The organism is Bradyrhizobium sp. T-12 (assembly GCF_058314695.1).
The window spans coordinates 5,249,445-5,269,796 of the sequence record NZ_CM177756.1; the positions used below are offsets into that span (position 1 = coordinate 5,249,445).

At 63.4% G+C, this 20,352-nt stretch carries 22 protein-coding genes; 8 read left to right on the plus strand and 14 right to left on the minus strand.

Annotated elements, in window-relative coordinates:
* Nucleotides 1–85: 85 nt before the first annotated feature.
* Genes AC0WRY_RS24995 through AC0WRY_RS25015 form a run of 5 tightly spaced genes read left to right on the plus strand, consistent with a single transcriptional unit; the run spans nucleotide 86 to nucleotide 5,813 of the window.
* Nucleotides 86–901: an alpha/beta fold hydrolase gene (locus AC0WRY_RS24995; protein ID WP_194403464.1), complete on the plus strand. Its 816-nt coding sequence runs from the start codon at nucleotides 86–88 to the stop codon at nucleotides 899–901.
* A gap of 12 nt (nucleotides 902–913) precedes the next feature.
* Nucleotides 914–2,203, plus strand: coding sequence for an acyl-CoA dehydrogenase family protein (locus AC0WRY_RS25000; protein WP_491121507.1), 1,290 nt, complete (start codon nucleotides 914–916; stop codon nucleotides 2,201–2,203).
* 2 nt (nucleotides 2,204–2,205) lie between these two features.
* Entirely contained in the window at nucleotides 2,206–3,732 is a 1,527-nt protein-coding gene (locus AC0WRY_RS25005) for a class I adenylate-forming enzyme family protein (protein ID WP_194403466.1), read from the plus strand.
* On the plus strand, nucleotides 3,729–4,817 hold the full coding sequence (locus tag AC0WRY_RS25010) for an NAD/NADP-dependent octopine/nopaline dehydrogenase family protein (RefSeq protein ID WP_194403467.1): 1,089 nt from the start codon (nucleotides 3,729–3,731) through the stop codon (nucleotides 4,815–4,817). Before AC0WRY_RS25005 ends, AC0WRY_RS25010 begins: the two co-directional genes overlap by 4 nt.
* Before the next feature lie 3 nt (nucleotides 4,818–4,820).
* Nucleotides 4,821–5,813 carry a 3-hydroxybutyryl-CoA dehydrogenase gene (locus tag AC0WRY_RS25015; RefSeq protein ID WP_194403468.1) on the plus strand — a complete coding sequence of 331 codons (993 nt, stop codon included), beginning with the start codon at nucleotides 4,821–4,823 and terminating at the stop codon, nucleotides 5,811–5,813.
* Here the strand turns inward: AC0WRY_RS25015 and AC0WRY_RS25020 are convergent.
* The 6 genes from AC0WRY_RS25020 to AC0WRY_RS25045 form a co-directional block, all read right to left on the minus strand.
* On the minus strand, nucleotides 5,810–6,856 hold the full coding sequence (locus AC0WRY_RS25020; protein WP_194403469.1) for a 2,5-dihydroxypyridine 5,6-dioxygenase NicX family protein: 1,047 nt from the start codon (nucleotides 6,854–6,856) through the stop codon (nucleotides 5,810–5,812). The genes AC0WRY_RS25015 and AC0WRY_RS25020 overlap by 4 nt on opposite strands.
* A gap of 35 nt (nucleotides 6,857–6,891) precedes the next feature.
* On the minus strand, nucleotides 6,892–7,656 hold the full coding sequence (locus AC0WRY_RS25025; RefSeq protein WP_194403470.1) for an ABC transporter permease: 765 nt from the start codon (nucleotides 7,654–7,656) through the stop codon (nucleotides 6,892–6,894).
* Nucleotides 7,656–8,441, minus strand: coding sequence for an ABC transporter permease (locus tag AC0WRY_RS25030; protein WP_194403471.1), 786 nt, complete (start codon nucleotides 8,439–8,441; stop codon nucleotides 7,656–7,658). The genes AC0WRY_RS25025 and AC0WRY_RS25030 overlap by 1 nt, the downstream gene beginning before the upstream one ends.
* Nucleotides 8,438–9,283, minus strand: a complete 846-nt coding sequence (locus AC0WRY_RS25035) for an ABC transporter ATP-binding protein (protein WP_194403472.1) — start codon at nucleotides 9,281–9,283, stop codon at nucleotides 8,438–8,440. The genes AC0WRY_RS25030 and AC0WRY_RS25035 overlap by 4 nt, the downstream gene beginning before the upstream one ends.
* Before the next feature lie 82 nt (nucleotides 9,284–9,365).
* Entirely contained in the window at nucleotides 9,366–11,060 is a 1,695-nt protein-coding gene (ilvD, locus tag AC0WRY_RS25040; protein ID WP_194408398.1) for a dihydroxy-acid dehydratase, read from the minus strand.
* 52 nt (nucleotides 11,061–11,112) lie between these two features.
* Nucleotides 11,113–12,096 (minus strand): ABC transporter substrate-binding protein, encoded by a 984-nt coding sequence (locus AC0WRY_RS25045; protein WP_194403473.1) that lies wholly within the window; start codon nucleotides 12,094–12,096, stop codon nucleotides 11,113–11,115.
* A gap of 166 nt (nucleotides 12,097–12,262) precedes the next feature.
* Between AC0WRY_RS25045 and AC0WRY_RS25050 the strand changes: the two genes are divergently transcribed.
* Complete coding sequence (locus AC0WRY_RS25050) at nucleotides 12,263–13,171, plus strand: NAD(P)-dependent oxidoreductase (protein WP_194408399.1); 909 nt, start codon at nucleotides 12,263–12,265, stop codon at nucleotides 13,169–13,171.
* Between the two features lie 25 nt (nucleotides 13,172–13,196).
* On the opposite strand, the gene AC0WRY_RS25055 is transcribed toward AC0WRY_RS25050, so the two are convergent.
* From AC0WRY_RS25055 to AC0WRY_RS25090, 8 genes are all read right to left on the minus strand, one after another.
* A complete protein-coding gene (locus AC0WRY_RS25055) occupies nucleotides 13,197–13,760 on the minus strand; it encodes a flavin reductase family protein (protein WP_194403474.1) in 564 nt (187 codons plus the stop codon).
* 9 nt (nucleotides 13,761–13,769) lie between these two features.
* Nucleotides 13,770–14,975 (minus strand): acyl-CoA dehydrogenase family protein, encoded by a 1,206-nt coding sequence (locus AC0WRY_RS25060; protein ID WP_371746143.1) that lies wholly within the window; start codon nucleotides 14,973–14,975, stop codon nucleotides 13,770–13,772.
* 141 nt (nucleotides 14,976–15,116) lie between these two features.
* A complete protein-coding gene (locus AC0WRY_RS25065; RefSeq protein WP_194403476.1) occupies nucleotides 15,117–16,382 on the minus strand; it encodes a CaiB/BaiF CoA transferase family protein in 1,266 nt (421 codons plus the stop codon).
* A gap of 240 nt (nucleotides 16,383–16,622) precedes the next feature.
* Nucleotides 16,623–17,051, minus strand: coding sequence for a GNAT family N-acetyltransferase (locus tag AC0WRY_RS25070; protein ID WP_194403477.1), 429 nt, complete (start codon nucleotides 17,049–17,051; stop codon nucleotides 16,623–16,625).
* Nucleotides 17,052–17,115: 64 nt separating this feature from the next.
* Complete coding sequence (locus AC0WRY_RS25075; protein ID WP_194403478.1) at nucleotides 17,116–17,415, minus strand: hypothetical protein; 300 nt, start codon at nucleotides 17,413–17,415, stop codon at nucleotides 17,116–17,118.
* Complete coding sequence (locus AC0WRY_RS25080) at nucleotides 17,412–17,795, minus strand: phage terminase large subunit (RefSeq protein ID WP_246776323.1); 384 nt, start codon at nucleotides 17,793–17,795, stop codon at nucleotides 17,412–17,414. Before AC0WRY_RS25080 ends, AC0WRY_RS25075 begins: the two co-directional genes overlap by 4 nt.
* An 18-nt stretch (nucleotides 17,796–17,813) precedes the next feature.
* Nucleotides 17,814–18,440 carry a M23 family metallopeptidase gene (locus tag AC0WRY_RS25085; protein ID WP_194403479.1) on the minus strand — a complete coding sequence of 209 codons (627 nt, stop codon included), beginning with the start codon at nucleotides 18,438–18,440 and terminating at the stop codon, nucleotides 17,814–17,816.
* Between the two features lie 468 nt (nucleotides 18,441–18,908).
* On the minus strand, nucleotides 18,909–19,241 hold the full coding sequence (locus tag AC0WRY_RS25090) for a hypothetical protein (RefSeq protein WP_194403480.1): 333 nt from the start codon (nucleotides 19,239–19,241) through the stop codon (nucleotides 18,909–18,911).
* 460 nt (nucleotides 19,242–19,701) lie between these two features.
* Here AC0WRY_RS25090 and AC0WRY_RS25095 point away from each other — a divergent pair, with 460 nt between their 5' ends.
* Together AC0WRY_RS25095 and AC0WRY_RS25100 are read left to right on the plus strand one after the other, a co-directional pair.
* Nucleotides 19,702–19,920 carry a hypothetical protein gene (locus tag AC0WRY_RS25095; RefSeq protein WP_194403481.1) on the plus strand — a complete coding sequence of 73 codons (219 nt, stop codon included), beginning with the start codon at nucleotides 19,702–19,704 and terminating at the stop codon, nucleotides 19,918–19,920.
* 63 nt (nucleotides 19,921–19,983) lie between these two features.
* Entirely contained in the window at nucleotides 19,984–20,328 is a 345-nt protein-coding gene (locus AC0WRY_RS25100; protein ID WP_194403482.1) for a response regulator, read from the plus strand.
* Nucleotides 20,329–20,352 lie beyond the last annotated feature (24 nt).

Below are 20,352 nucleotides of genomic sequence, written 5' to 3' on the forward strand. Positions count from 1 at the left end.
CCCGAAAATTGCTTTAAGTATAAAATTATCGCTTCCCATCCCCGAAAGGCCTGTTAGCATCGGAGCCTAAGCAAAAGGATGTCGCGTGTCGCAGCCTGTGCCGATGATAACAAAGGACGGAGGTTTCGCCTATGAAGCCGCCGGCGACCCGGGCGCCATCCCTCTGATCTTCCTGCATGGCATCGGCGGCGCGGCACGCGCCTGGCGACGGCAGCTTGCCACCTTCGGCAGCCGCTTCCGCGCAATCGCATGGGACATGCCGGGCTATGGCGGATCGGCGCCGCTGGCCAGCGTCAGCATCACTGCCCTGGCGGAGGCGCTCCAACAATTCATCGAGCAACTCGGTGCAACCAGACCCATTCTGGTCGGCCATTCCATCGGCGGCATGATCGTCCAGAAATGGCTGGCGCAATCCCCGAAATTGGCACGCGCGGTTGTGCTGGCGCAGACCAGCCCCGCTTTCGGCAAGGCCGATGGCGACTGGCAGAAATCGTTCATCGCAGCGCGGCTCGGCCCGCTCGACCGCGGCGAGACGATGACCTCGCTGGCGCCGTCGCTGGTGAAGGAACTCGTCGGCGATGATCCGGATCCCCGAGGGATGGAGCTTGCGCGCGAGTGCATGGCAAGCGTGCCGGAGGCAAGCTATCGCGCCATGATGCTCGCTCTTATAGGCTTTGACGAGCGCGGCGCGCTGAAGGATATCTCGGTTCCGACATTGTTGCTGTCAGGATCCAGAGACAACAACGCGCCCGCGCCGATGATGGCAAAGACGGCGACCTACATCCCGGGGGCCGAATATGTCGAGCTCGCCGGCGTCGGCCATCTCGCCAATCTCGAGCGTCCTGATGCCTTCGACGAGGCACTCGGCCGCTTCCTGAATTCCGTCACGACCAAAGCGTAAGGTGACTGCGCGATGACCATGCAAGTCAGCAAGACGATCGGCACGACCGGCAAGGTCGCGCTGGACGCCCCGATCTTCGATCCCGTGGCTTTCCGCCTCAGCGACGAGCAGGCCGGCATCATTGCCCGCGCAAGAGAGATCGGGCCGACCGTGTTTGCCGACCGCGCCGCCACCTACGATCGCGAGGCAATCTTTCCGTCAGAGAACTATCGCGATTTGCACCGCGTCGGCCTGCTCGGCATTGCCGTTCCCAAGAAGCATGGCGGACTCGGCGCAAACTACCAGACTTACGCGCTCGCAGCCGCCGAGATCGGCCGCTATTGCGGCGCGACTGCACTGACCTGGAACATGCACGTCTGCTCGACCCTCTGGTCGGGCCCACTCGCTGACGATCTCGACATGGATGCGGACACTCGCGCCGAGCACGAACGACGGCGCGCGATCCATTACAAGCGCATCGTCGAGGATGGAGCGATCTATTCGCAGCCTTTCTCGGAAGGCGGCGCGGCGGCTGCGGGCGGCGTCGCGTTCGGCACCGAAGCGAGGCCAGTCGCGGGCGGCTGGATCGTCAACGGCAAGAAGATTTTTGCGTCTCTCTCGGGCCACGCCGACTATTACGGCGTGCTCTGCACCGAGATCGAGGAAGGTGAGAAGGCGTCTCGCCGCAACACGCTTTACCTCGCGATATCGGCCAAATCGGAAGGCGTCTCGGTTGTCGGCGACTGGGACCCGCTCGGCATGCGCGGAACGGTGTCGCGCACACTGCTGTTCAAGGATGTGTTCGTCTCGGAGGATTCCGCGCTGATGCCGCGCGGCGTCTACTTCCAGGCCGCGATGCGCTGGCCGCACATGTTTCTGACTCTGTCGCCAACCTATATGGGCCTGGCGCAAGCCGCCTATGATTTCACCGTGCGCTATCTGCGCGGCGAGGTGCCGGGCATGCCGCCGGTCAAGCGCCGGATGTATCCGACCAAGCAGATCGCGGTCGCGCAGATGCAGATCAAGCTCGAGCAGATCAAGGCGATCTGGTTCCAGGCCGTCACCGAGGCCTGCGCCAATCCGAGCAAGGAACAGGTGTTGCGGGCCTATGCCGCACAATACTCGGTGATGGAGGGCGCCAATGAGCTCGCCGCGCTCGCGATCCGAACCTGCGGCGGCCAGGCCATGCTCCGCTCGCTGCCGCTGGAGCGGATCTATCGCGACAGCCGTTGCGGCTCGCTGATGCTGCCCTGGACCGCCGAGCTCTGCCTCGACCGGATCGGGCGCGAGGCGCTGTACGAGGCCGGCGAGACGGACGACTGACGGTGGATCTCTGCAGTCTGATCGATCGCAACGCGGCGTTCTCGCCAGGCAAGACGGCCATTGTCTTCGAGGGCGAACGGCTGAGCTATGCGGCGTTCGCCGCGCGCATCGAGCGGACCGCAACGGCGTTGAAGCAGGAACTCGGCGTCGGCCGCGGCGACCGCGTCGCCATCCTCAGCCTGAACCGGCCGGATTATCTGGTTCTGCTTTATGCCTGCGCACGGCTGGGGGCGATGCTGGTGCCGCTGAACTGGCGGCTCGCCGTCGCTGAGCAGCTCTTCATTCTCACCGACGCGAGCGCCAAGGTGCTGGTGCTCGAACAGGCATTTGCAAGCGTCCTTTCCGAGCTCGCACCGGGGACGTCCGTTGTCGGCCTCGACTTTGCGCCGCCTCGCGGCATGACGTTTGAAGGTCTGCTGACGCGCAGTGACGGCACCAGCCGAAACCCGCACACGGATCTCTCATGTCCCCTGCTGATCGTCTACACATCGGGGACGACTGGACGGCCGAAGGGCGCGGTGCTGCGCCAGGAGGCGCTGTTCTGGAACGGCGTCATGAGCCAGCACATGCACAACATGACGTCGGACGATCATGTGCTGACCGTGCTGCCGTTCTTCCACGTCGGCGGTCTCAACATCCAAACCACGCCCGCGCTGCAGCTGGGCGCGACCGTTACGGTGCACGCGCGCTTCACGCCGGATACCGCGCTTGCGACCATAGAACAAGAGCGGCCGACGCTCACCGTAATGGTGCCTGCCATCATCCAGGCGGTGAGCGAGCATCCGGCCTGGACAGCCACTGATCTTTCATCGCTCAAGGCCGTCGCCACCGGGTCGACCATCGTCCCACCACACCTGATCGAGCGCTTCGTCGCTCGAGATGTCCCAGTGCTCCAGGTCTACGGATCGACGGAGACCTGCCCGATCGCCATCTACACGCGGCTCGGCGGCGATCTGTCGCGGCCGGGATCGACCGGCCTCGCCGGCCTGTGCTGCGAAGCCAGGGTGGTCGATCATTCCGGCAGCGAAGTACCCGCGGGCACACCGGGCGAGATCGCGGTGCGTGGCCCCAACGTGTTCTTCGAATATTGGGGCAATGAGACCGCCACGCGCGACGCATTGCACGACGGCTGGTATCGCACCGGCGATATCGGCCTGTGCGATGCCGACGGCCATTTCTGGGTGCGCGACCGCAAGAAGAACATGATCATTTCGGGCGGAGAAAACGTCTACCCGGCCGAGGTCGAGCGCGTCCTGCTCGAACACCCCGATGTCAGCGAATGCGCCGTGATCGGACGGCCCGATCCGCGCTGGGACGAGGTCCCCGTTGCTTATGTGATCCGCAAATCCGGCTGCCGGCTCGACGCGGATGAGCTCAGAACGCACGTCCAGGCGCAGCTCGCCCGTTACAAGGTGCCGCGCGACATCGTTTTCGTCACCGACCTGCCGCGGACGGCGCTGGGCAAGGTCCAGCATTTCCTGCTGAAGCAACTCGATGCGCAGTCACGCGCGCAAGGAGAAGCATCTTGAAGATCGCAGTTCTGGGTGGGGGGAACGGCTCCTTCGCGGCCGCAGGCGATTTTGCGCTGTCCGGGCATGAGGTGCGGCTTTGGCGCCGCGATGCCGCACAGGTCGCGGCACATCGTTCGGCCGGCTCGGGCATCCTGGTGAAGGATCACAACGGCCGCCACGACGTGAAACTCGCGCTGGTCACGAACGATATGGCCGAGGCCGTCGACGGCACCGAGCTGATCGTGTGTCCGGCTCCTGCCTTCGCGCAAGCGGATATCGCTCACCTGCTCGCCCCGCATCTGCGGGATGGTCAGGTCGTCTTCTTGCCGCCGGCGACATTCGGCTCGATGATCTTCGCCCAGGCGGCGCGGGATGCGGGCAACCATGCAAAGGCAAGCTTTGCCGAAACCGGTACCCTGCCCTGGCTGACGCGCAAGCACGGACCGTTCGAGGTCGCCATCACCATCCGCGCCAAGCGGCTGCCGGTCGGCGTGTTCCCGCTCGACCAGGCGCCGCACGCGCTCGAAGTGATCGGGCGGGCTTTCCCCGATGCGATCGAGCCGTGCGGAGACGCATTGTCCGGCGCACTGATGAATGCCGGCCCGATCATCCATCCGCCGCTGATCGTGATGAACGTCGGCCCGATCGAGCATTTCGAGCGCTGGGACATCCACAAGGAAGGCACGCAAGCGGCGATCCGGCGGGTCACGGACGCGCTCGACGCCGAACGGATCGCCGTTCGCGAAGCGCTCGGCTATGGCGCGCCGCATTTTCCGCTCGCTCATCATTACGCCAGGGAGGGCGAGATCTGGATGTACGGCCGCGGCTCGCACGACCGGCTGACCGATTCCGGCGATTGGCGCGAACGGATCGTGTTGACCGAGCACCGCTATATGCGGGAGGATTTGCGTCTTGGGTTGTCGCTGCTGGTGTCCGTCGCCGGCCTGGCTGGCGTGGCCACCCCATTGGCCAAGGCGTTTTTATCGATCGGCGGCGCAGTCTGCGGCGAGGATTTTGCGCGAGGTGGCCGGACCCTCGAGACGCTGGGGCTCGACAATCTCGGCAAAGCTGAATTGCAGACGCTGCTTCGCAATGGCTTCTGACCGATGACCCATCGCGCCAATATTGCTTGTCTCGGCGCTGGCCGCATGGGCCGCGGCATCGCCGTCGCGTTCGCCTATGCCGGTCACAGGATCACGATGATCGACGTCAAGGCTCGCTCCACGGAGGACTTTGCCAAGCTGGAAGCAGACGCGCTCGGCGAGGTCAGGAAGACATTCGCCAGCCTGTCGAAGCTGGGGCTGCTGACCGACGCAGATGTCGATCCGCTGATCGCGCGCGTGACGGTGGTGCCAGCGAGCGAGAGCGGCGCAGCATTGGCAGAAGCCGGCATGATCTTCGAAGGGGTTCCTGAGGTCGTCGAGCTCAAGCGCGAAGTGCTGGGGGCGGCTTCGAAGCAGGTCAGCCCTGACGCCATCATCGCATCGACGACGTCGACCATCCTCGTCGACGATCTCTCCGGCGCGATCGTGAACCCCCGCCGCTTCCTCAACGTGCACTGGCTCAATCCGGCCTATCTGATCCCGCTTGTCGAGATTTCGCCCGGGAATGCCACCGATCCCGCCATCGTCGACGAGGTCAAGGCTCTGCTCGAAGGCATCGGCAAGGTGCCGGTGGTCTGCGCCGCGACGCCCGGCTTCATCGTTCCGCGCATCCAGGCGCTGGCGATGAACGAGGCCGCACGCATGGTCGAGGAAGGTGTCGCCAGCGCGGAGGAGATCGACAAGGCGATCCGCTACGGCTTCGGCTTCCGCTACGCCGTGCTCGGCCTGCTCGAATTCATCGACTGGGGCGGCGGCGACATCCTCTATTACGCAAGCCGCTATCTCGAAGGCGCACTCGGTAGCGACCGCTATCGCGCGCCGGACGTCATTTCACGCAACATGCATGAGGGACGGATCGGCCTGCGCACGGGCGCAGGCTTTCTCGATTATTCCGGGATGGACGTCGATGCCTACCGCGTCAAGCGGCTCCAGGCCATGGTCGACCTGCTCCGCCACTTCGAGCTGGCCCGCCCGCCGGTGCTTGACCGCAACTAGCCGAAAATATCCTGGAGCACGCCCTCCCGGACCACGGCAACGCCATCGAGCTCGATCGTCGTTCCCATCATCGGCAGATCGAAATGCCCCGCCGTGTAGCGGCCGGCGAATTCGTTGGCGCCGGTCGAGAACAGGAAATTGCCGGAGACTGCACGGATCTCCGTCCCGTTGGTGTCGCGCTGGTCGTACATCGACAGCGCTTCGTAGCGCGCGCCAGGGTTCATGCCGAAGCCGACATGCGACACGGCATAGGCCTCGCGGTCGCCCCAGGCGGCAAGGTAGGCGCGCATCATCGCGGCATCCGTCCCCTCGCCTTCCAGCTCGACGACATAGTCGTCCTTCAACGTCATCTTCACTGCCGACGCCAGATAGCGCTTGAACGTGAGATTGATGTCGCCTGGCGCCATCACCAGCGTGCCGTTGATGGTCCCACTCTTGGGAAAGCTGACGACAATGCCTCCAGGCCAATGCGCCAGCGTGCCGGGCTTGTCGGTCCAGCCCCATACGCCGACGGTGGAGGCACCGACCATATCGACGTCGAGCGCCGTGCCGGCCTTCGAGGTCACGCGCATCCGCTTGGTCCCACGCAGCATCTTCGCCGCGGCCCGAACGCGCTTCTCCAGCGCGGAATCCGGCACCATCCGCTCCAGCGCCTCGGGATGCTCGTTGGAGATCACCAGGATGCGCGCGCCGGCCTTGAGGATCTCCGGCGTCTCCACCGCGTGCATCAAGCCTTCGATGGTGCAATCCACCACGAAGCCCGCCTGTTGCAGCGCACTGATGACCGGACCGAGCTTCTGGATCGCCTCGCTGGCGCCGGTGGAACGAACCGGGACGATATTCCGGTTACGCGGCGTCGGCATCACCACATGAAACGGCCGCGCGCCCATGCGCAGCAGTGCGAGCTCCGCCAAGTGCACATTCAGCGCACGCGACTGGGTCTCTGAGAGAATTGCAGCGGTATCGCCAGCCTTGACGGCGCATCGTTCGAAAATCTCGCAGAATGCGTCGATCCATTTTGCCTCGATGCGATCTGCCAGCATGGCTCACTCCCGGTCTTGTTTCTTTTTCGGTCGGATCACGCTTCTGGGAAGCCGCGCAAGAGGTACGACCGCAGCGCGCCCAGCAGGGCGTTCAGGATCAATCCCAACAGCGAGATCGTGATCAGCGGCACGAACATGTCGACGGCCTGAAAGGTTCGGGCCGCAGTCACGAGCGCGTGTCCCAATCCGTCCGTCGACGTGATCATCTCGGCCAAGAACACCACGATGCACGAAATGACAAGTCCGATCCGGCATCCGGTCAGGATCGATGGCATCGCTGCCGGCAGTACGACCTTGAACAGGATTTCGGTGCGCCGCGTCCCCGCCGCCATGGCCGACCAGATCAATTTCTGCTCGACGGTCGACGCACCGTAATAGGTCGAAAGCAGAATGGGAAAGAGCGCGTCCGCGGTCACCAAGCTTATCTTCGACCCATGGCCAAATCCGAGCAAGAGCAGGAGCGCCGGATAGAGCGCGACCTTGGGCAATGGGGCCAGGACGCGTACGATCGGCCGGACCACGGCATTGATCGCGGGACTGGCGGCGGCCGCAATGCCGAGACTGACGCCGAGCACGACCGCGATCGCAAAGCCGGCAAACAGCCGAATGAGGGTTGCCACAATCTCCTGTTGGAACGTCCACGTCGCGAGCTGCTGGAGCAACCGGTTGAAGACGAAGCCCGGCGGCGGCAACAAGACCGCCGGCGCAAAGCCGAATGACACCAACCCTTGCCAAAGGGCGACGATCAGGACGATCGGGGCGATTCCAAGGAGGATGTTCGGGGACAAAAAGCGTGCCATTACGAGAAGCTCAGCGGCAAGTCGAACTGAGGCTCGGACCAACGCACAAGCCGGGCCCGAACCTTCTCGAAAATCGCATCGAAACAAATGCCCATTGCGCCTACGATGATGATCATCGCGAATACGGTGTCGTATTGACCCATGTCGAGCGCATTGAACAAGATGTTGCCGGCGCCGGACTGACGGGCGATCATCTCGCTGGTGATCATCGTGATCAGCGCCAGCACAAGTCCCGTACGGCAGCCGGTGAGGATCTCCGGCAGCGCCGCGGGCAGCACGATCCGCACCAGGCGCTGCGCCGGTGACAGCCCCATCGCGGCACCTGACCACAGCATCTTCTCTTCGACCGCCTTGGCGCCCTCAAAACTGTGATAGATCACGGGAAGGCTGACGCCGAGAAAGATCACCAATGTCTTGGTGATGTCACCGACGCCCAGCCACAGCATGATGATCGGCATCAAGGCGGCCTTCGGCACGGGGTAAATCACCATCAGGAGCGGATTGAAGAAGGCAGCAACGCTTCGGCTGCGTCCCATCAACAGGCCCAGCGGAATCGAAACCAGCACGGCCACGCCAAATCCGAACGCCATGCGGCGAAGCGAAGCCAGGATGTTGATCAGGGATTCCCTGTCACCGAGAATATCCGGAATGGCCCGGATCGCCTCGATGGCCGTCGGAAAACTGTCGTTCTTCAGCGCGAGCGAGGCCACCTGCCACACCGCGAGCAGCCCGATGCAGGCCAGCACCGGAGCGGCGCGTCTGGTGAAAGCGGCCGGCGACATCATGAGGCAGGCCCGATTTCATCGCTTTCATCGAACATGCGCTCGATATCGACGACATATTTCTGATAGCGCGGGTCGAGCAACAGCTCGCTGCGGCGGCGCGGCCGCGGCAGATCGATGTCGATGACCTCGCGGATGCGGCCGGGAGATTTCGACATCATCACGACCTTGTCGGACAGGAAGACTGCTTCGTCGACCGAATGGGTAACGAACAGCACCGTCTTGCGGTCGCGTTCCCAGATGTTGAGAAGGTCGTTCTGCAGGCGCGTCCTTGTGTGCGCGTCAAGCGCTCCGAACGGCTCATCCATCAGCAGGACTTCGGGATGATAGGCAAGCGTCCGCGCCAACGCCACGCGCTGCTTCATGCCGCCTGACAGCTCCTTCGGATAGAAGTTTTCGTAACCCTTGAGGCCGACCATCTCGATCAACGCCCGGCTCTGTGCCTCAGCCTCGGTGGCGCGAACGCCCTGCTGGCGCGGGCCATACATGACGTTGCCAAGCACTGTCTTCCAGGGAAACAGCGCAAACTCCTGGAACACCGGGCCACGATCCGGACCGGGGCCTGTGATCGCCTGTCCCTTCATCTTCGCCGCGCCGCGGGTCGGGCTGACAAAGCCGCCGACGATATAAAGCAGGGTCGACTTGCCGCAGCCCGACGGACCAAGGATGGAGACGAAAGCGCCCTCCTCAATCGTCAGCGAGATATCCGAAAGCGCAACGTGGTCTTTGCGCGCCGAGGTCTGAAAGACCTGCGAGACGCAGTCGATCTCGATGATTGCAGATGCCGGCCTTTCCGATGTCACCGGACTCACCCGTTCGCTTGATCTCGCCAGCACTGCCGTCATTCCGTCGCTCGCCTTACCGTGAGACACGAGCTTAGCAAGAAACCTGCCAGACCGGCGGCCGTTTTCGCACCCGTGCGGCGCGTCATTCGAACCACGGCCATTCTGCGGGACCTTCGTGCGTCACGGCTCCGCCTGGCGCCTGCCCAACCAGCCGCGCATATTTTGCAAGAGCGCCTGCGCGGTGACGCGGCGGACGCTGCTTCCAGTCGCGTCGCCGTGCGGCGAGTTCCTGCTCATCGAGCAGGACATCCATCCGCCGGTTTGCGGCATCGATCCGGATCCTGTCCCCATCACGAACGAGCGCCAGCGGCCCGCCGACAAAGGCTTCGGGAGCCACGTAGCCGATGCACATGCCACGGGTGGCGCCGGAGAATCGGCCATCAGTGATCAGCGCCACCTTTTCGCCCATGCCCTGCCCGTAGATCAGCGCGGTGACGCCGAGCATCTCACGCATGCCGGGACCGCCGACCGGTCCCTCGTTGCGGATCACGAGAACCTCACCCGCCGCGTATGTGCGATCGCGAACCGCTTTGACGCAGGTTTCCTCATCCTCGAACACGCGCGCCACGCCTTCGAAGAGCTGGCTGTTCAGGCCGGCAACCTTGATCACTGCGCCGTCCGGGCAGAGATTACCCTTCAGCACTGCCACGCCGCCATCGGGCATGATCGGGGCACGGGACGCGTAAACCACCTCGCCGTCCGGCGCGTTCGCCGCGCCGTATTCTTCGGCGAGCGTACGCCCTGTGATGGTGATGCAGCTGCCATCGATGTGTCCGCTCTGGATCAGTTCGCGGATCACCACGGCGGCGCCGCCGATGTCATAGACATCCTTTGCCGTGTATTTGCCTCCGGGGCGCAGGTTTCCGATCAGCGGCGTCCTGGCAAAGACCTCCCCAACGTCATCGATGGTGAAGGCAATACCGGCCTCGTTCGCGATCGCAGGCAGATGCAGCGCGGCGTTGGTCGAGCCGCCCGTCGCCGCGACGATCGCCGCGCCATTCTCGAGCGACTTCCGCGTCACGATGTCACGCGGCAAAGGCCCGCCGCGCTCCAGCATCTGCATGATGAGGCGCCCCGCCCGCCGCGAGATCTGCGCACGCTCGGCATAGACGCCCGGCACCATCGAGACGTTGGGAATGGTCAGCCCCATCGCTTCCGAGACCATGCCCATGGTGTTCGCGGTGAACTGGCCGGCGCACGCGCCGACCGTGGGCAGGCAGGCCCGCTCGATCCGCTCGAGCGTGGCGCCGTCGATCTCGCCGGTCATGAAACTGCCGACGGCTTCATAGGAGTCGAGCACCGTCAGCGTACGCCCATCCACGCGCCCCGGCAGCGCGCTGCCGCCGTAGATGAAGATGGACGGCACGTTGCAGCGAACCATGCCCATCATCACGCCGGGAAGCGTCTTGTCGCATCCGCCGTATCCGATCAGCGCATCATAGGCCAGACCATGGACGACAGCTTCGATGGAGTCGGCGATCAGTTCGCGCGAAAACAGCGAGAACTTCATGCCCTCGTGGTTCATGCTGATGCCGTCAGAGACCGACACGGTCGAGAACTCGCGCGGCGTGCCACCGGCTTCCTCGATGCCGGTTTTGGCTGCAGCCACCTGGAAGTCGTGGGTCATATTGCAGGGCGTCTGCTCGCCCTTCATGCTGACGACACCAACCATCGGCTTGGCAATCGCAGCGTCGTCGAGACCCATGGCGCGCATGAAGGCCCGATGCGGCGCCCGGTCGAGGCCGTCTGTCGTCACCCGTGATCGCAACTTCTTCATGCGCGCAACTTCTTCGTGCCTCACGACCTTCTTATTCGGATGGTTCGCCCGCCTACTCCAGCGGAGCGACGATCGTCGGATGCTTGAACTGCGCGACATCCAATTTCGGCAGCATTCCGGTCTCCGCGTAGATATCCAGCATCTTCTGGATCGCTGGGAAATTCGGCGCCGCGCCTGGATCACGCCCGAAATCGTTGTCCTTGAGCAGGTACGTCTCGAGCACGGGAATAGGCGCCTTCAGCACTTCATTGACGACCTTGAGGGTCTCTTCGCGGTTCGCCAGTGCCTTCTTCATGCCCGAGGTGATATCGCGGACATAGGCCTTGACCACCTCAGGGTTCTTGTCGACGAAATCGGCGCGGCAGGCTTCCAGGATGTGCACGATGTTCGGCATGGCCTCCGACAGTGAGAACAGCTTCCTCGTGCCGCCCTTCGCTTCCGCGCGTGCGGCAAACGGCTGATTCATGTTGACCGCATCGACGCGGCCCTGTCGCAGCGCATCTTCGGAGACCGCGAAACCGACCTCGACCAGCTTGATGTCCTTGGCGGGATCGACGCCATTCCGCTTCAGGAGCAGATTGAACGGACCTTGCGTGCCGCCGCCGATCACGGAAATGCCGACCGTCTTGCCCTTGAGGTCGGCGATTGTCTTGATGGGCGAGTCATCCTTGACGGCCCAATAGACCGAGAAACCACCGGGCTTCTCGAACACGTGCTGCGCGACGATGTAGGCTTTGAGATTGCCGCCCACCACACCGTTGGACAGCGACAGTGGCGCCTGCGTCGCGCAGTCCAGCGCGCCGGCGGCCAGAGCCTGCGTCATCGGCGCGGTGCCCTGGAATTGGGTCCATTCGATGTTGTAGGCCTTGCCGAGATTGGGAAATTCGGCCGGGCGGCGCATCATCCAGTACTTGGATTCCTCGGCCGGAATCGTCCAGCCGACGCGGATCGTCTGCTGCGCCCATAATGGGCTTACCCCCGCACTCACGGCGGCCGCTGTCCCCAAAGCCAGGATCCACTTCGAAACGGTTCGCATCGTGCCCACTCCGCTGCTCCGGCGCCGACGGGCGCCACCCAACCCGATCGCCTCAAATGTTTCATGGTTCAAACATTCAGGCAAGCCATGCGAACCAAGCGGTTTTGCCGTCCGATGCGCCATGTATGGTAAGGCGGCGTCGCACTGCGACAGAGGGAGGCAACCTATGGCTGATGCGAGCAAGGCAAACCCGCAAGGCGCCGAGAGACTCGGCTATCTCGGCCTGGGGCTGATGGGAACGCCGATGGCCCGGCGCCTGCTCGGGGCCGGTTATCAGGTGACCGTCTGGAACCGCTCGGAGGGCAAGGTGGCGCCGCTCCTCGAAGCCGACGCCAAGCGCGCAGTCACACCTCGCGATCTCCTGGTGAACTCCGATATCGTCTTCATGTGCGTGACGGACGCAGCCGCGGTTGAGGAGGTGATCTTCGGACCGGAAGGGCTGGCAGCGGCGCCCGGCGCCGGCAAGCTCGTCGTTGACTTTTCATCGATACACCCCGACGCGGCACGCGATCTCGCCAAGCGCCTGAAAGACGCCAATGGCGCCGGCTGGATCGATGCACCGGTGTCCGGCGGGACGAAGGGTGCCGAGGAAGGCTCGCTTGCGATCATGGCCGGCGGACAGGCGGACGATATCGAGCGGGTACGCCCTTATGTGCTCGCCATGGCGCGCAGGCTCACCCACATGGGCCCGACCGGCGCCGGCCAGACCACCAAGCTGTGCAATCAGGTGATCGTTGGTTGCGCGATGGCCGTGCTGGCGGAGGCCACGCGCTTCGCCGTCAACGCCGGGATTGATGCCAATCGCCTGCCCGAAGCGCTTGCCGGCGGCTTTGCGGACTCCATTCCGCTGCAGCTCTTCGTGCCGCGGATGGTTCAAGGCATTCACTCGCCACCGCTGGGGCACATTGCCACGATGCTCAAGGATCTCGATACGGTCGCCGACGTGGCACAGGCGACGTCGACGCCGGTGCCGATGGCTTCGCTTGCGGGACAGCTTTTCCGGCTGGCCAAGGCCGCGCGCGGCGCGGAAGCGGACGCGCTGGAGATTTACAAGCTTTCAGGAACAGACCGCTAAGCAGTCGAGCGCGACCCGACGCACGCTAGGGTAACTTCTTGCGCTCGTCGTCCGCGAGAAATCTTCCGAACGCCCCCCGCGCGAAGAGCAGCGGCTCCGTCGTGTTATAGGTATAGGCCTCGACCGCACCGAGAAAGATCACGTGGTCGCCGCCATAATAGCGGTTCACGGAGCGGCATTGAAAGTTGGCGACGCTCTCGGCAAGCACCGGCGCGTTGCCGAGCCCCGGCGTCCAGTCTACACCGGTAAACTTGTCGTCCGAGGATTTGGCGAACTTGCTCGCGAGAGCCTGCTGCGAAGCGCCAAGCACGTTGACGGTGAAATGGCTGGCGTTCTGAAAAATGGTGAGGCTCGATGAATAGACGACGAGGCTCCACAGCACCAGCGGAGGATTGAGCGAAACGGAAGCGAACGAATTGCAGGTCAGGCCGTAGGGCTTGCCGTCGGGCGCCGCGGCGGTGATGATCGTTACGCCCGTTGCATAGGTTCCCAGCGCGTTGCGAAAGTCGCGCGGATCGATCGACGAGCTGTCGCTCGCGAACTCATTGGCGGGATCGGGGCTGGCCGGCTGCCTCGGCAGATCATTCATCAGCCGGCCTCACAGCGTGAGATTCTCGGACGGCAGGCCCAGCGCCACGCGTCCATAATTGGTCCCGGCCGCATCGAAATTGAAGGCGAGATGCGAGTTGATCGCGTGAGCATCGCGGAATTGCCGCTGCAACACGCCGGTCGTGAACAGGCCGCGCGCGCCACTCGCGGCAAACAGCATCGAGACCGCGTCCGTACACAAGTTCACTGAAAAAGATCCGTCACGTCGATATCGGGTCTTGGTCGCCATGTCGGGCGTGTGCCCGCGCCGCGCGTCCTCCATAGCATCGAGGCACGCCGACCGCATGATCAGGCGCGCGGCGTCGATCTTCGCCGAGGCCTCCGCGATCTTGATCTGGGTGCTCTGAAAGTCACTCAATTTGGCACGGTTGTAGGTTGAAATACGATGACGTGCGACTTCGGTATAATCGTCGAGGCATGCCTGCGCGTTTCCCAGTGCGACACCGGAGAGGACGTACGGGAACAGCGAGAAGACAGGGAGCGCATAGAGCGGATTTGGATTGATCTTGCTTCCCGGTGTCGGGCCACCGGCGAGATCGCCGACAGCGACCGTCATATGGTCCGCCACAAATGCGTCCCTTACCTCCACGTCGCAAGATCCGGTCCCCCGCAGTCCCGCGACATTCCAGGTGTCCAACACGGTGTAGTCGCCTTTGGGCAACAGGAAGATGCGATACTCGATGCCATCCGCCTCGTCGTCAGAGTAGACCACGCTCGCAAGCATGTTCCATTCACACGAGGCAACGCCGGAGGAGAAGGGCCAGCTGCCGCGCAGCTGGTATCCGCCCTCGACTTTCGTCGCGCGTCCGGCGGGAAAAATGAACGAGGATGCGATCAGCACGTCCGGATCACGGCTCCAGACCAGCTCCTGCGCCTTCTGCTCGAACATGCCGAGCATCCAGTGATGGCTCGCCAGATTTGCGAGATTCCAGGCGACCGACGCATCCGCTTGTCCGAGCAACTCGGCACAGTCGACGAGTGCGACATAATCGAGCTCGGCCCCCCCGATCCGTGCAGGTTGGAGCATTCGAAACAATCCGGCATCGTGGAGATCACGTTCGGTCTCCGGCGGGAGGTGCCGCAGCTCCTCCGTCCGCGCAGCCCGCTCGCGTAGTCGCGGCACGAGAGCCCGAGCCTTCGCAATCATGTCCTCATGGGCGCGTTCGCCGGCTTCCGCCCCGGTGGGCTGACCCATGCTCGGCTTTCGACCAGGCGCCATTCGTGTCCCTCACTTTACGTATTTATGCGGCCACCCCTTCGTCAAATCAAGCCAATGCGGCCAGGCATCGGTCCGCAAGCCGCGGAGCTTCGTGCTATAGGGACTAACCGCGCGGGCCTAGCCCGTCGAAGGCTTGCTCGCGCCAAAGACTGCCTTCCGCGTGAATTCCGTGATCCGACGCTCGTCATAACCGAGAATATTACGCAAGACGTCCTCGGTATGCTCGCCCAGCAGCGGGGCCGCGACGGGATCGACTGCACCGGTCAGGCTCATGGTGATCGGCGGCTCGATGTTGGGCACCCATTCCGCCGTCGGATGCGCAATCCGGTTCAAGCGCTGGCGCTCGCGAGCCTCGGGGGCGTTGAACCCCTCTTCGACCGTCCGGAGATAGCCGACCGGAATATTGGCCTGCTTCATCTTCGCCATCCAGTTCTCGAGAGTATCGCTGGCAAAGACCTCCGCGATGGCCGCGCGCAACAGCTCCTTGTTCTCGGACCGGGCCTTGCGCGTTGCAAACTGCGGCTCGGAGATGAGATCTGGACGGTTGAACACCTCGACCACGAGCCGGCGATAGAGCCTGTCGTTGGCGCAAGCCATGTAGAGTGGCCCGTCAGAGGCTTCATAAACGCCGACGGTCGGAGACCCACTCGGCGAATTGCCGAACCGGCCGGGGTTTTCGCCGTTGATGAGATAGGCCATACCGTAGAAGCCAGTCATCCCCATTGCGATATCGAATAGAGCGACTTCGACATGTTGCCCGCGGCCGAGCCGGTCCCGCGCGAGCAGCGCCAACAGGATGGCGTTACAGGCAGACATTCCCGTCGCCATGTCCACGATGGGCGGGCCGGTTCGAACCGCCGGGCCGTCGGCAAATCCGTTGAGCGACATGAAGCCGCTCTCCGCCTGCGTGATGGGATCGAATCCAGGGCGCGAGGCAAACGGTCCAGAGCGCCCGTAGGCGGAGATCGAGCAATAGACCAGCCTTGGATTGAGTGATGCGACGGCCCCATAGTCGAGCCCGAACTTCTTCATGACCCCGCTTGAGAAATTCTCGACGACCACGTCCGCCTTGCGGATCAGATCCAACGCGATCTCGCGGGCTTCCGGCACGGAAAGGTCGAGCGCGATGCCGCGCTTGTTGCGGTTCAGGCTGAGATAGGCGGCGCTCTCCCCGCCGATCTCGGCGTGCTCATAGGCGCGCGTGTCGTCGCCGCCGTCGGGATTCTCGATCTTGATGACATGCGCGCCAAAATCGGCGAGCGTCTGCGTGCAGGCCGGCCCGGCAACGACACGGGTGAAATCGACGACCAGGAGACCATCGAGCGCAGTCGGCCCTCCCATCCCTCGCGAAGAACGTTCCGGCAATTGAGGCTTGGTGGGCATCGATCGCGCTCCTTACATCGGCTTATTGCCGCCGAATTTCCTGTAAGAGCAAACTTAAAGCCCGGCGCCGCCGACTTCGCAAGTGCCTCGCTCCCTTCATCCGAACGCAAAAACGGCCCGGCAGCGGTCAAGCTGCCGGGCCGTTAGACATTTTCGAGCGTACGAAGGCTTGGCGTGTTTCGCAGCCATTCCGGTTCGAGAGAGCCGCGTTCCGCATGACGGGAAACCCGGTCCAATCGTTCAGCGCAGCCACTTTCGCCAATAAAGCGTATGCGACCAGGCCCAGGGCGCCTCGGGCTCGTAAAGCCGATACCCTGCGTGCATGAAATTGTTGGCAGACACCGGATTGTCCGTCGTATCGGAGACGATGCTGTCCCATCCAAGGCGTCGCGCTCGCACTTCGATCGCCCGCATCAGCCTGAGTTGGAGTCCCCGTCCCCAGTGCCGCTGCAAGACTCCGACCCGGCAGAAATACCCGCTATTGCGCGCATGCGTGGACGGTACGACGCCAGCGAAGGCGACTGCATCATCATCGTGGTAGGCGATCCACCACGCCCCCGAGTCGAACTGCGGCATGACGGCCCCATCGAAGAATGTCAGCCGGTGCAAATCGCCGAGGGTTTCGGCAGTCTCGTCATCGTCCGCGTCGACGATCCGAATTCTGTACATGGGGATAGCCTATTGGCAGGGGCCATTGCGGGTGCGCGACCTGCGACTCCATGGCGATCAAGGCTCACTTGCCCAGCACGACTTTGACGCCGAGCCAGACAGCCCCCATCAAACCGGTGGCGATGACCGTGATCACAGCCTTGAAAGTGTAACTCTGCGCCTGTTCAACGCTCTTTCGCCAGCGCCGCAGGTGCTGGAAATCGGCTCTGAGTTCTTTCCGGTCATCGTCTTCGATCCCGAATGAGGCCAGGACTGATGCCACCGCCTTCAATACGATCGCGTCGACACTCTCCTGCTGAACCTTTTGCTGCTCGGCCAGTGTCTGCGCGACAATCACCCGAATCTCTTCGTCCAGAATCTTCACCGCTTGATGATCCTCGCGACATTCTCGAAGCCGCGCTTGGCGAAGTAGAAGGAGACGACCAGATTGGCCTGAAGTCCGCGGAAGATGATGAGCCCGTCGCCGGGCGTCTCGATCTTGTCGCTGAACAGCTTGAAGCCGTGGCCGAGCCTCAGGCTCGCGATCTTGCCCTCGATCAGACGCTTGGACGATTGAGCCAGCGTGCGCTGTGCCTCGCGAATGCAGACCGCGAGCGTGCCGCGCTCGGCCTGGCAGGTCTCGACCAGGAGTTCGCCGAAGAAATGCGATTTCCCCGAGCCGCGTCCGCCATAAACGCCCTTGTAGCGCGCAGGTTTCAGCAGCGGCTCGAAGATCTTCGCCGTTGGAATTTTCAGGATGGACAATGGCTACGCTCGCTCGCCCTAGGGCAGGCCGGTGCGCCTGCGCCACATCGCGGACCAGTCTTCGCGGTCGGGGGTTTCAGATTGTCCTTGCCGGGTTTGGCTCAGGTCAGGAGAGATCGGGTTTTCAGAGAATGGCGGCCAAAGCCCGAAGAGCCCTCCGAGCTGTTTCTGCGCGGCTGGTGGGAGCGTGGATGCGGGGCCGACGTTCGAAATCTTCGGCGGCTTTGTGTCGAACCCGGATCGGTTCGGGGTTGCTGCAGGCATTCTCGTCAAGACCCGCACATCTTCGGGGCGGGTCCCCGGCACCATATGCGCGTTTTGCAGATAACGCTGATACTCCGGGATGTAAGCCGGCGCAGGAATTGGATCGAACGGTCCCAGCGCATCAGCAAACGCGCCAGGGTCAAGAACATTGCCTGCGGGATCCTTGATTTGATAATGGACGTGGTGCTGCCCCCGATTGCCCTTCTTATCAAAAAGACCGGTGTTACCCATCGCGCCAATCACCTGACCCGCCGCAACTACATCGCCCACCTTAACGTGCCGCGCGTTGGTATGGAGTATCTGGTGCCGCAAGCCGCTATTGTCCCTGATCGAGATCGCCCCCCACTGATCGTCACCGGCGCGCTCAACGACACCATTCACGGGAGACCGCAATTCCGGATGGTTCGTGTTCAGACGAGCCTTTTGACCTGAGGCTGCATTGTCGCAGCGACCTTAACCCTTGTGGCGCGCAGGTTTCAGCAGCGGCTCGAGGAAACTTAGCTGTTGGAAGCACGCACACGATGGACGCGGCGGTTGCGAGATAATTGATCGTAGGGATCGCCTCGAGCAATGACTCAGTGTCCATGACCGGCCTCCCCGGACTGATTGCTCCCGCGCTTGGCTGATGCAATCAACGGCCCTGCCGACGCCGATCTCTCATCTGTCAAATCGCCGGGATCGCGTCGCCGGCCGGGGTTGCAGTGACCGCGGCTCTCCTTCGTCCACATTGGCCCCTCCGCAAAGTCGGACAGCCCAGCCTGAATCACGAACAATTCCGACGATTCAAGGTCGCGATTGTGCAGAATTCGATGAAAGACGCCATGACGACCTGGTGAGGTTCTGTCGTTCTCACCCTCGTTCTCCTCCGCCGGGTGCGTCGTCCGGGCGCACGATGATGCGCTCGACCCGGTGGATCGTTTCGACGGCGCCGTCTTCGCCGCCCTCGATCGGCTGGGCGGCCTTGCCCCAGCCGCGATCGAGGAGCGCGTTGGCCGCCGAGAGGCGCACGGCGGGCGTGGCGTCATCGCTGCGCATGATGCCGACGAGCACCTTCAGCGCCGTCCTCGTGTGCCCCCGCGCCAGCGCGCGAATGTCGGCCGGCGTGCGCGCCCTGGACCTTGGCTTCGTCGCCGGTGGGGGAGACGGCTCGCCGGCGGGCCCGTGTTCGACGTCTTCGCTCATGACACCATCTCCCACAGCACGATGGTAACGAGACCCGCGAGCGCGAGCGAGATCAGATAGGCAGTCATCATCCCTCCATGCGAAGAAAATGCGCGGCAGATCGCGCCAGGCGAAGCGCGATCGTTTCGGGCGCGAACCCTATCTCCGTGTCTTCCGGAGACCGCAGCGGCGCGGGCCATCGGCCCCTGCGCCACGGGCCGGCACGTTCGCGCGTGCACGGCCAGCAATGGTTCGGACGGCGGCGCGCCGATCGGCGCTCCATGAACATGACGTCGAGTGCGTGGCCGGATGCGCGGCCACCGTCCGATTTCTGGAATCGAGACGAAAAAACCCGCAGCGGATGATGTCCGCGCGGGTCAATCAAACTCGTCTCGATGATGTCATGATGCCGGTGTTTTGCCCGACGTGTCAAACGAACTTACCGGCGCGGCCAAAGTTAGCCCGTCAGGAGGATCAGCCGATGACATCCAAGGCGACATCACCGCAAACCTCGCGCAACAGGGCAGGTGCCGGCCCGCGCAGCGATAACAAGCCGCGCCTCGACAAGGCGCGCGATCTGCAGGAGGCGATCATCGAAGACGCCGGCGAGCCTGCGGACAGCGGCCGCGACCTCGTGCACGGCGACGGCGGCACCATCGAGCTTCCTACCAAGCCCGGCGATTTGTCGAAGGACGACTAGGCCAGCAGGAACTTCCCCTGCGACACACGCGTTGTTCCCCCGTCAGAAGGAACGTCTTGTGCGATGACCCACACCGTCCTGGTTGTAGACGACGATCCCGCCGTGCTCGACGTGGTCGTCGACATGCTGGAAGAGCTCGGCTGCGAGGTGATCAGCGCCGACAGCGGCGCGGACGCGCTCGACCGTCTCCGGCAAAACCAGAAAATCTCCATTCTCATCACCGACATCAACATGCCCGGCATGGACGGTCATGAGCTGGCCGAGCTCGCGCGACGCCGCAAGCCGGAGCTGAAGATCCTGCAACTCTCCGGCCGCGAGCCGCGGCGCGGCGGCCTGCCGATGATCAGAAAACCGTTCTCGTTCGAGGAACTCGCCGACGTCATGCAGCGAACCACCGGCATCTGCTGAAGCTCGGCCGGCAAAACAAAACCC

Excerpts from the sequence above, each read along its gene's own strand:
- AC0WRY_RS25090 (WP_194403480.1), bottom strand. The coding sequence starts at position 19,241 with ATGAGCGAAGACGTCGAACACGGGCCCGCCGGCGAGCCGTCTCCCCCA.
- AC0WRY_RS25035 (WP_194403472.1), bottom strand. The coding sequence starts at position 9,283 with ATGACGGCAGTGCTGGCGAGATCAAGCGAACGGGTGAGTCCGGTGACA.
- AC0WRY_RS25030 (WP_194403471.1), bottom strand. The coding sequence starts at position 8,441 with ATGATGTCGCCGGCCGCTTTCACCAGACGCGCCGCTCCGGTGCTGGCC.
- AC0WRY_RS25020 (WP_194403469.1), bottom strand. The coding sequence starts at position 6,856 with ATGCTGGCAGATCGCATCGAGGCAAAATGGATCGACGCATTCTGCGAG.
- AC0WRY_RS25015 (WP_194403468.1), top strand. The coding sequence starts at position 4,821 with ATGACCCATCGCGCCAATATTGCTTGTCTCGGCGCTGGCCGCATGGGC.
- AC0WRY_RS25095 (WP_194403481.1), top strand. The coding sequence starts at position 19,702 with ATGACATCCAAGGCGACATCACCGCAAACCTCGCGCAACAGGGCAGGT.
- AC0WRY_RS25025 (WP_194403470.1), bottom strand. The coding sequence starts at position 7,656 with ATGGCACGCTTTTTGTCCCCGAACATCCTCCTTGGAATCGCCCCGATC.
- AC0WRY_RS25055 (WP_194403474.1), bottom strand. The coding sequence starts at position 13,760 with ATGAATGATCTGCCGAGGCAGCCGGCCAGCCCCGATCCCGCCAATGAG.
- AC0WRY_RS25050 (WP_194408399.1), top strand. The coding sequence starts at position 12,263 with ATGGCTGATGCGAGCAAGGCAAACCCGCAAGGCGCCGAGAGACTCGGC.
- AC0WRY_RS25100 (WP_194403482.1), top strand. The coding sequence starts at position 19,984 with ATGACCCACACCGTCCTGGTTGTAGACGACGATCCCGCCGTGCTCGAC.
- AC0WRY_RS25045 (WP_194403473.1), bottom strand. The coding sequence starts at position 12,096 with ATGCGAACCGTTTCGAAGTGGATCCTGGCTTTGGGGACAGCGGCCGCC.
- ilvD (WP_194408398.1), bottom strand. The coding sequence starts at position 11,060 with ATGAAGAAGTTGCGATCACGGGTGACGACAGACGGCCTCGACCGGGCG.
- AC0WRY_RS25060 (WP_371746143.1), bottom strand. The coding sequence starts at position 14,975 with ATGGGTCAGCCCACCGGGGCGGAAGCCGGCGAACGCGCCCATGAGGAC.
- AC0WRY_RS25000 (WP_491121507.1), top strand. The coding sequence starts at position 914 with ATGACCATGCAAGTCAGCAAGACGATCGGCACGACCGGCAAGGTCGCG.
- AC0WRY_RS25065 (WP_194403476.1), bottom strand. The coding sequence starts at position 16,382 with ATGCCCACCAAGCCTCAATTGCCGGAACGTTCTTCGCGAGGGATGGGA.
- AC0WRY_RS25070 (WP_194403477.1), bottom strand. The coding sequence starts at position 17,051 with ATGTACAGAATTCGGATCGTCGACGCGGACGATGACGAGACTGCCGAA.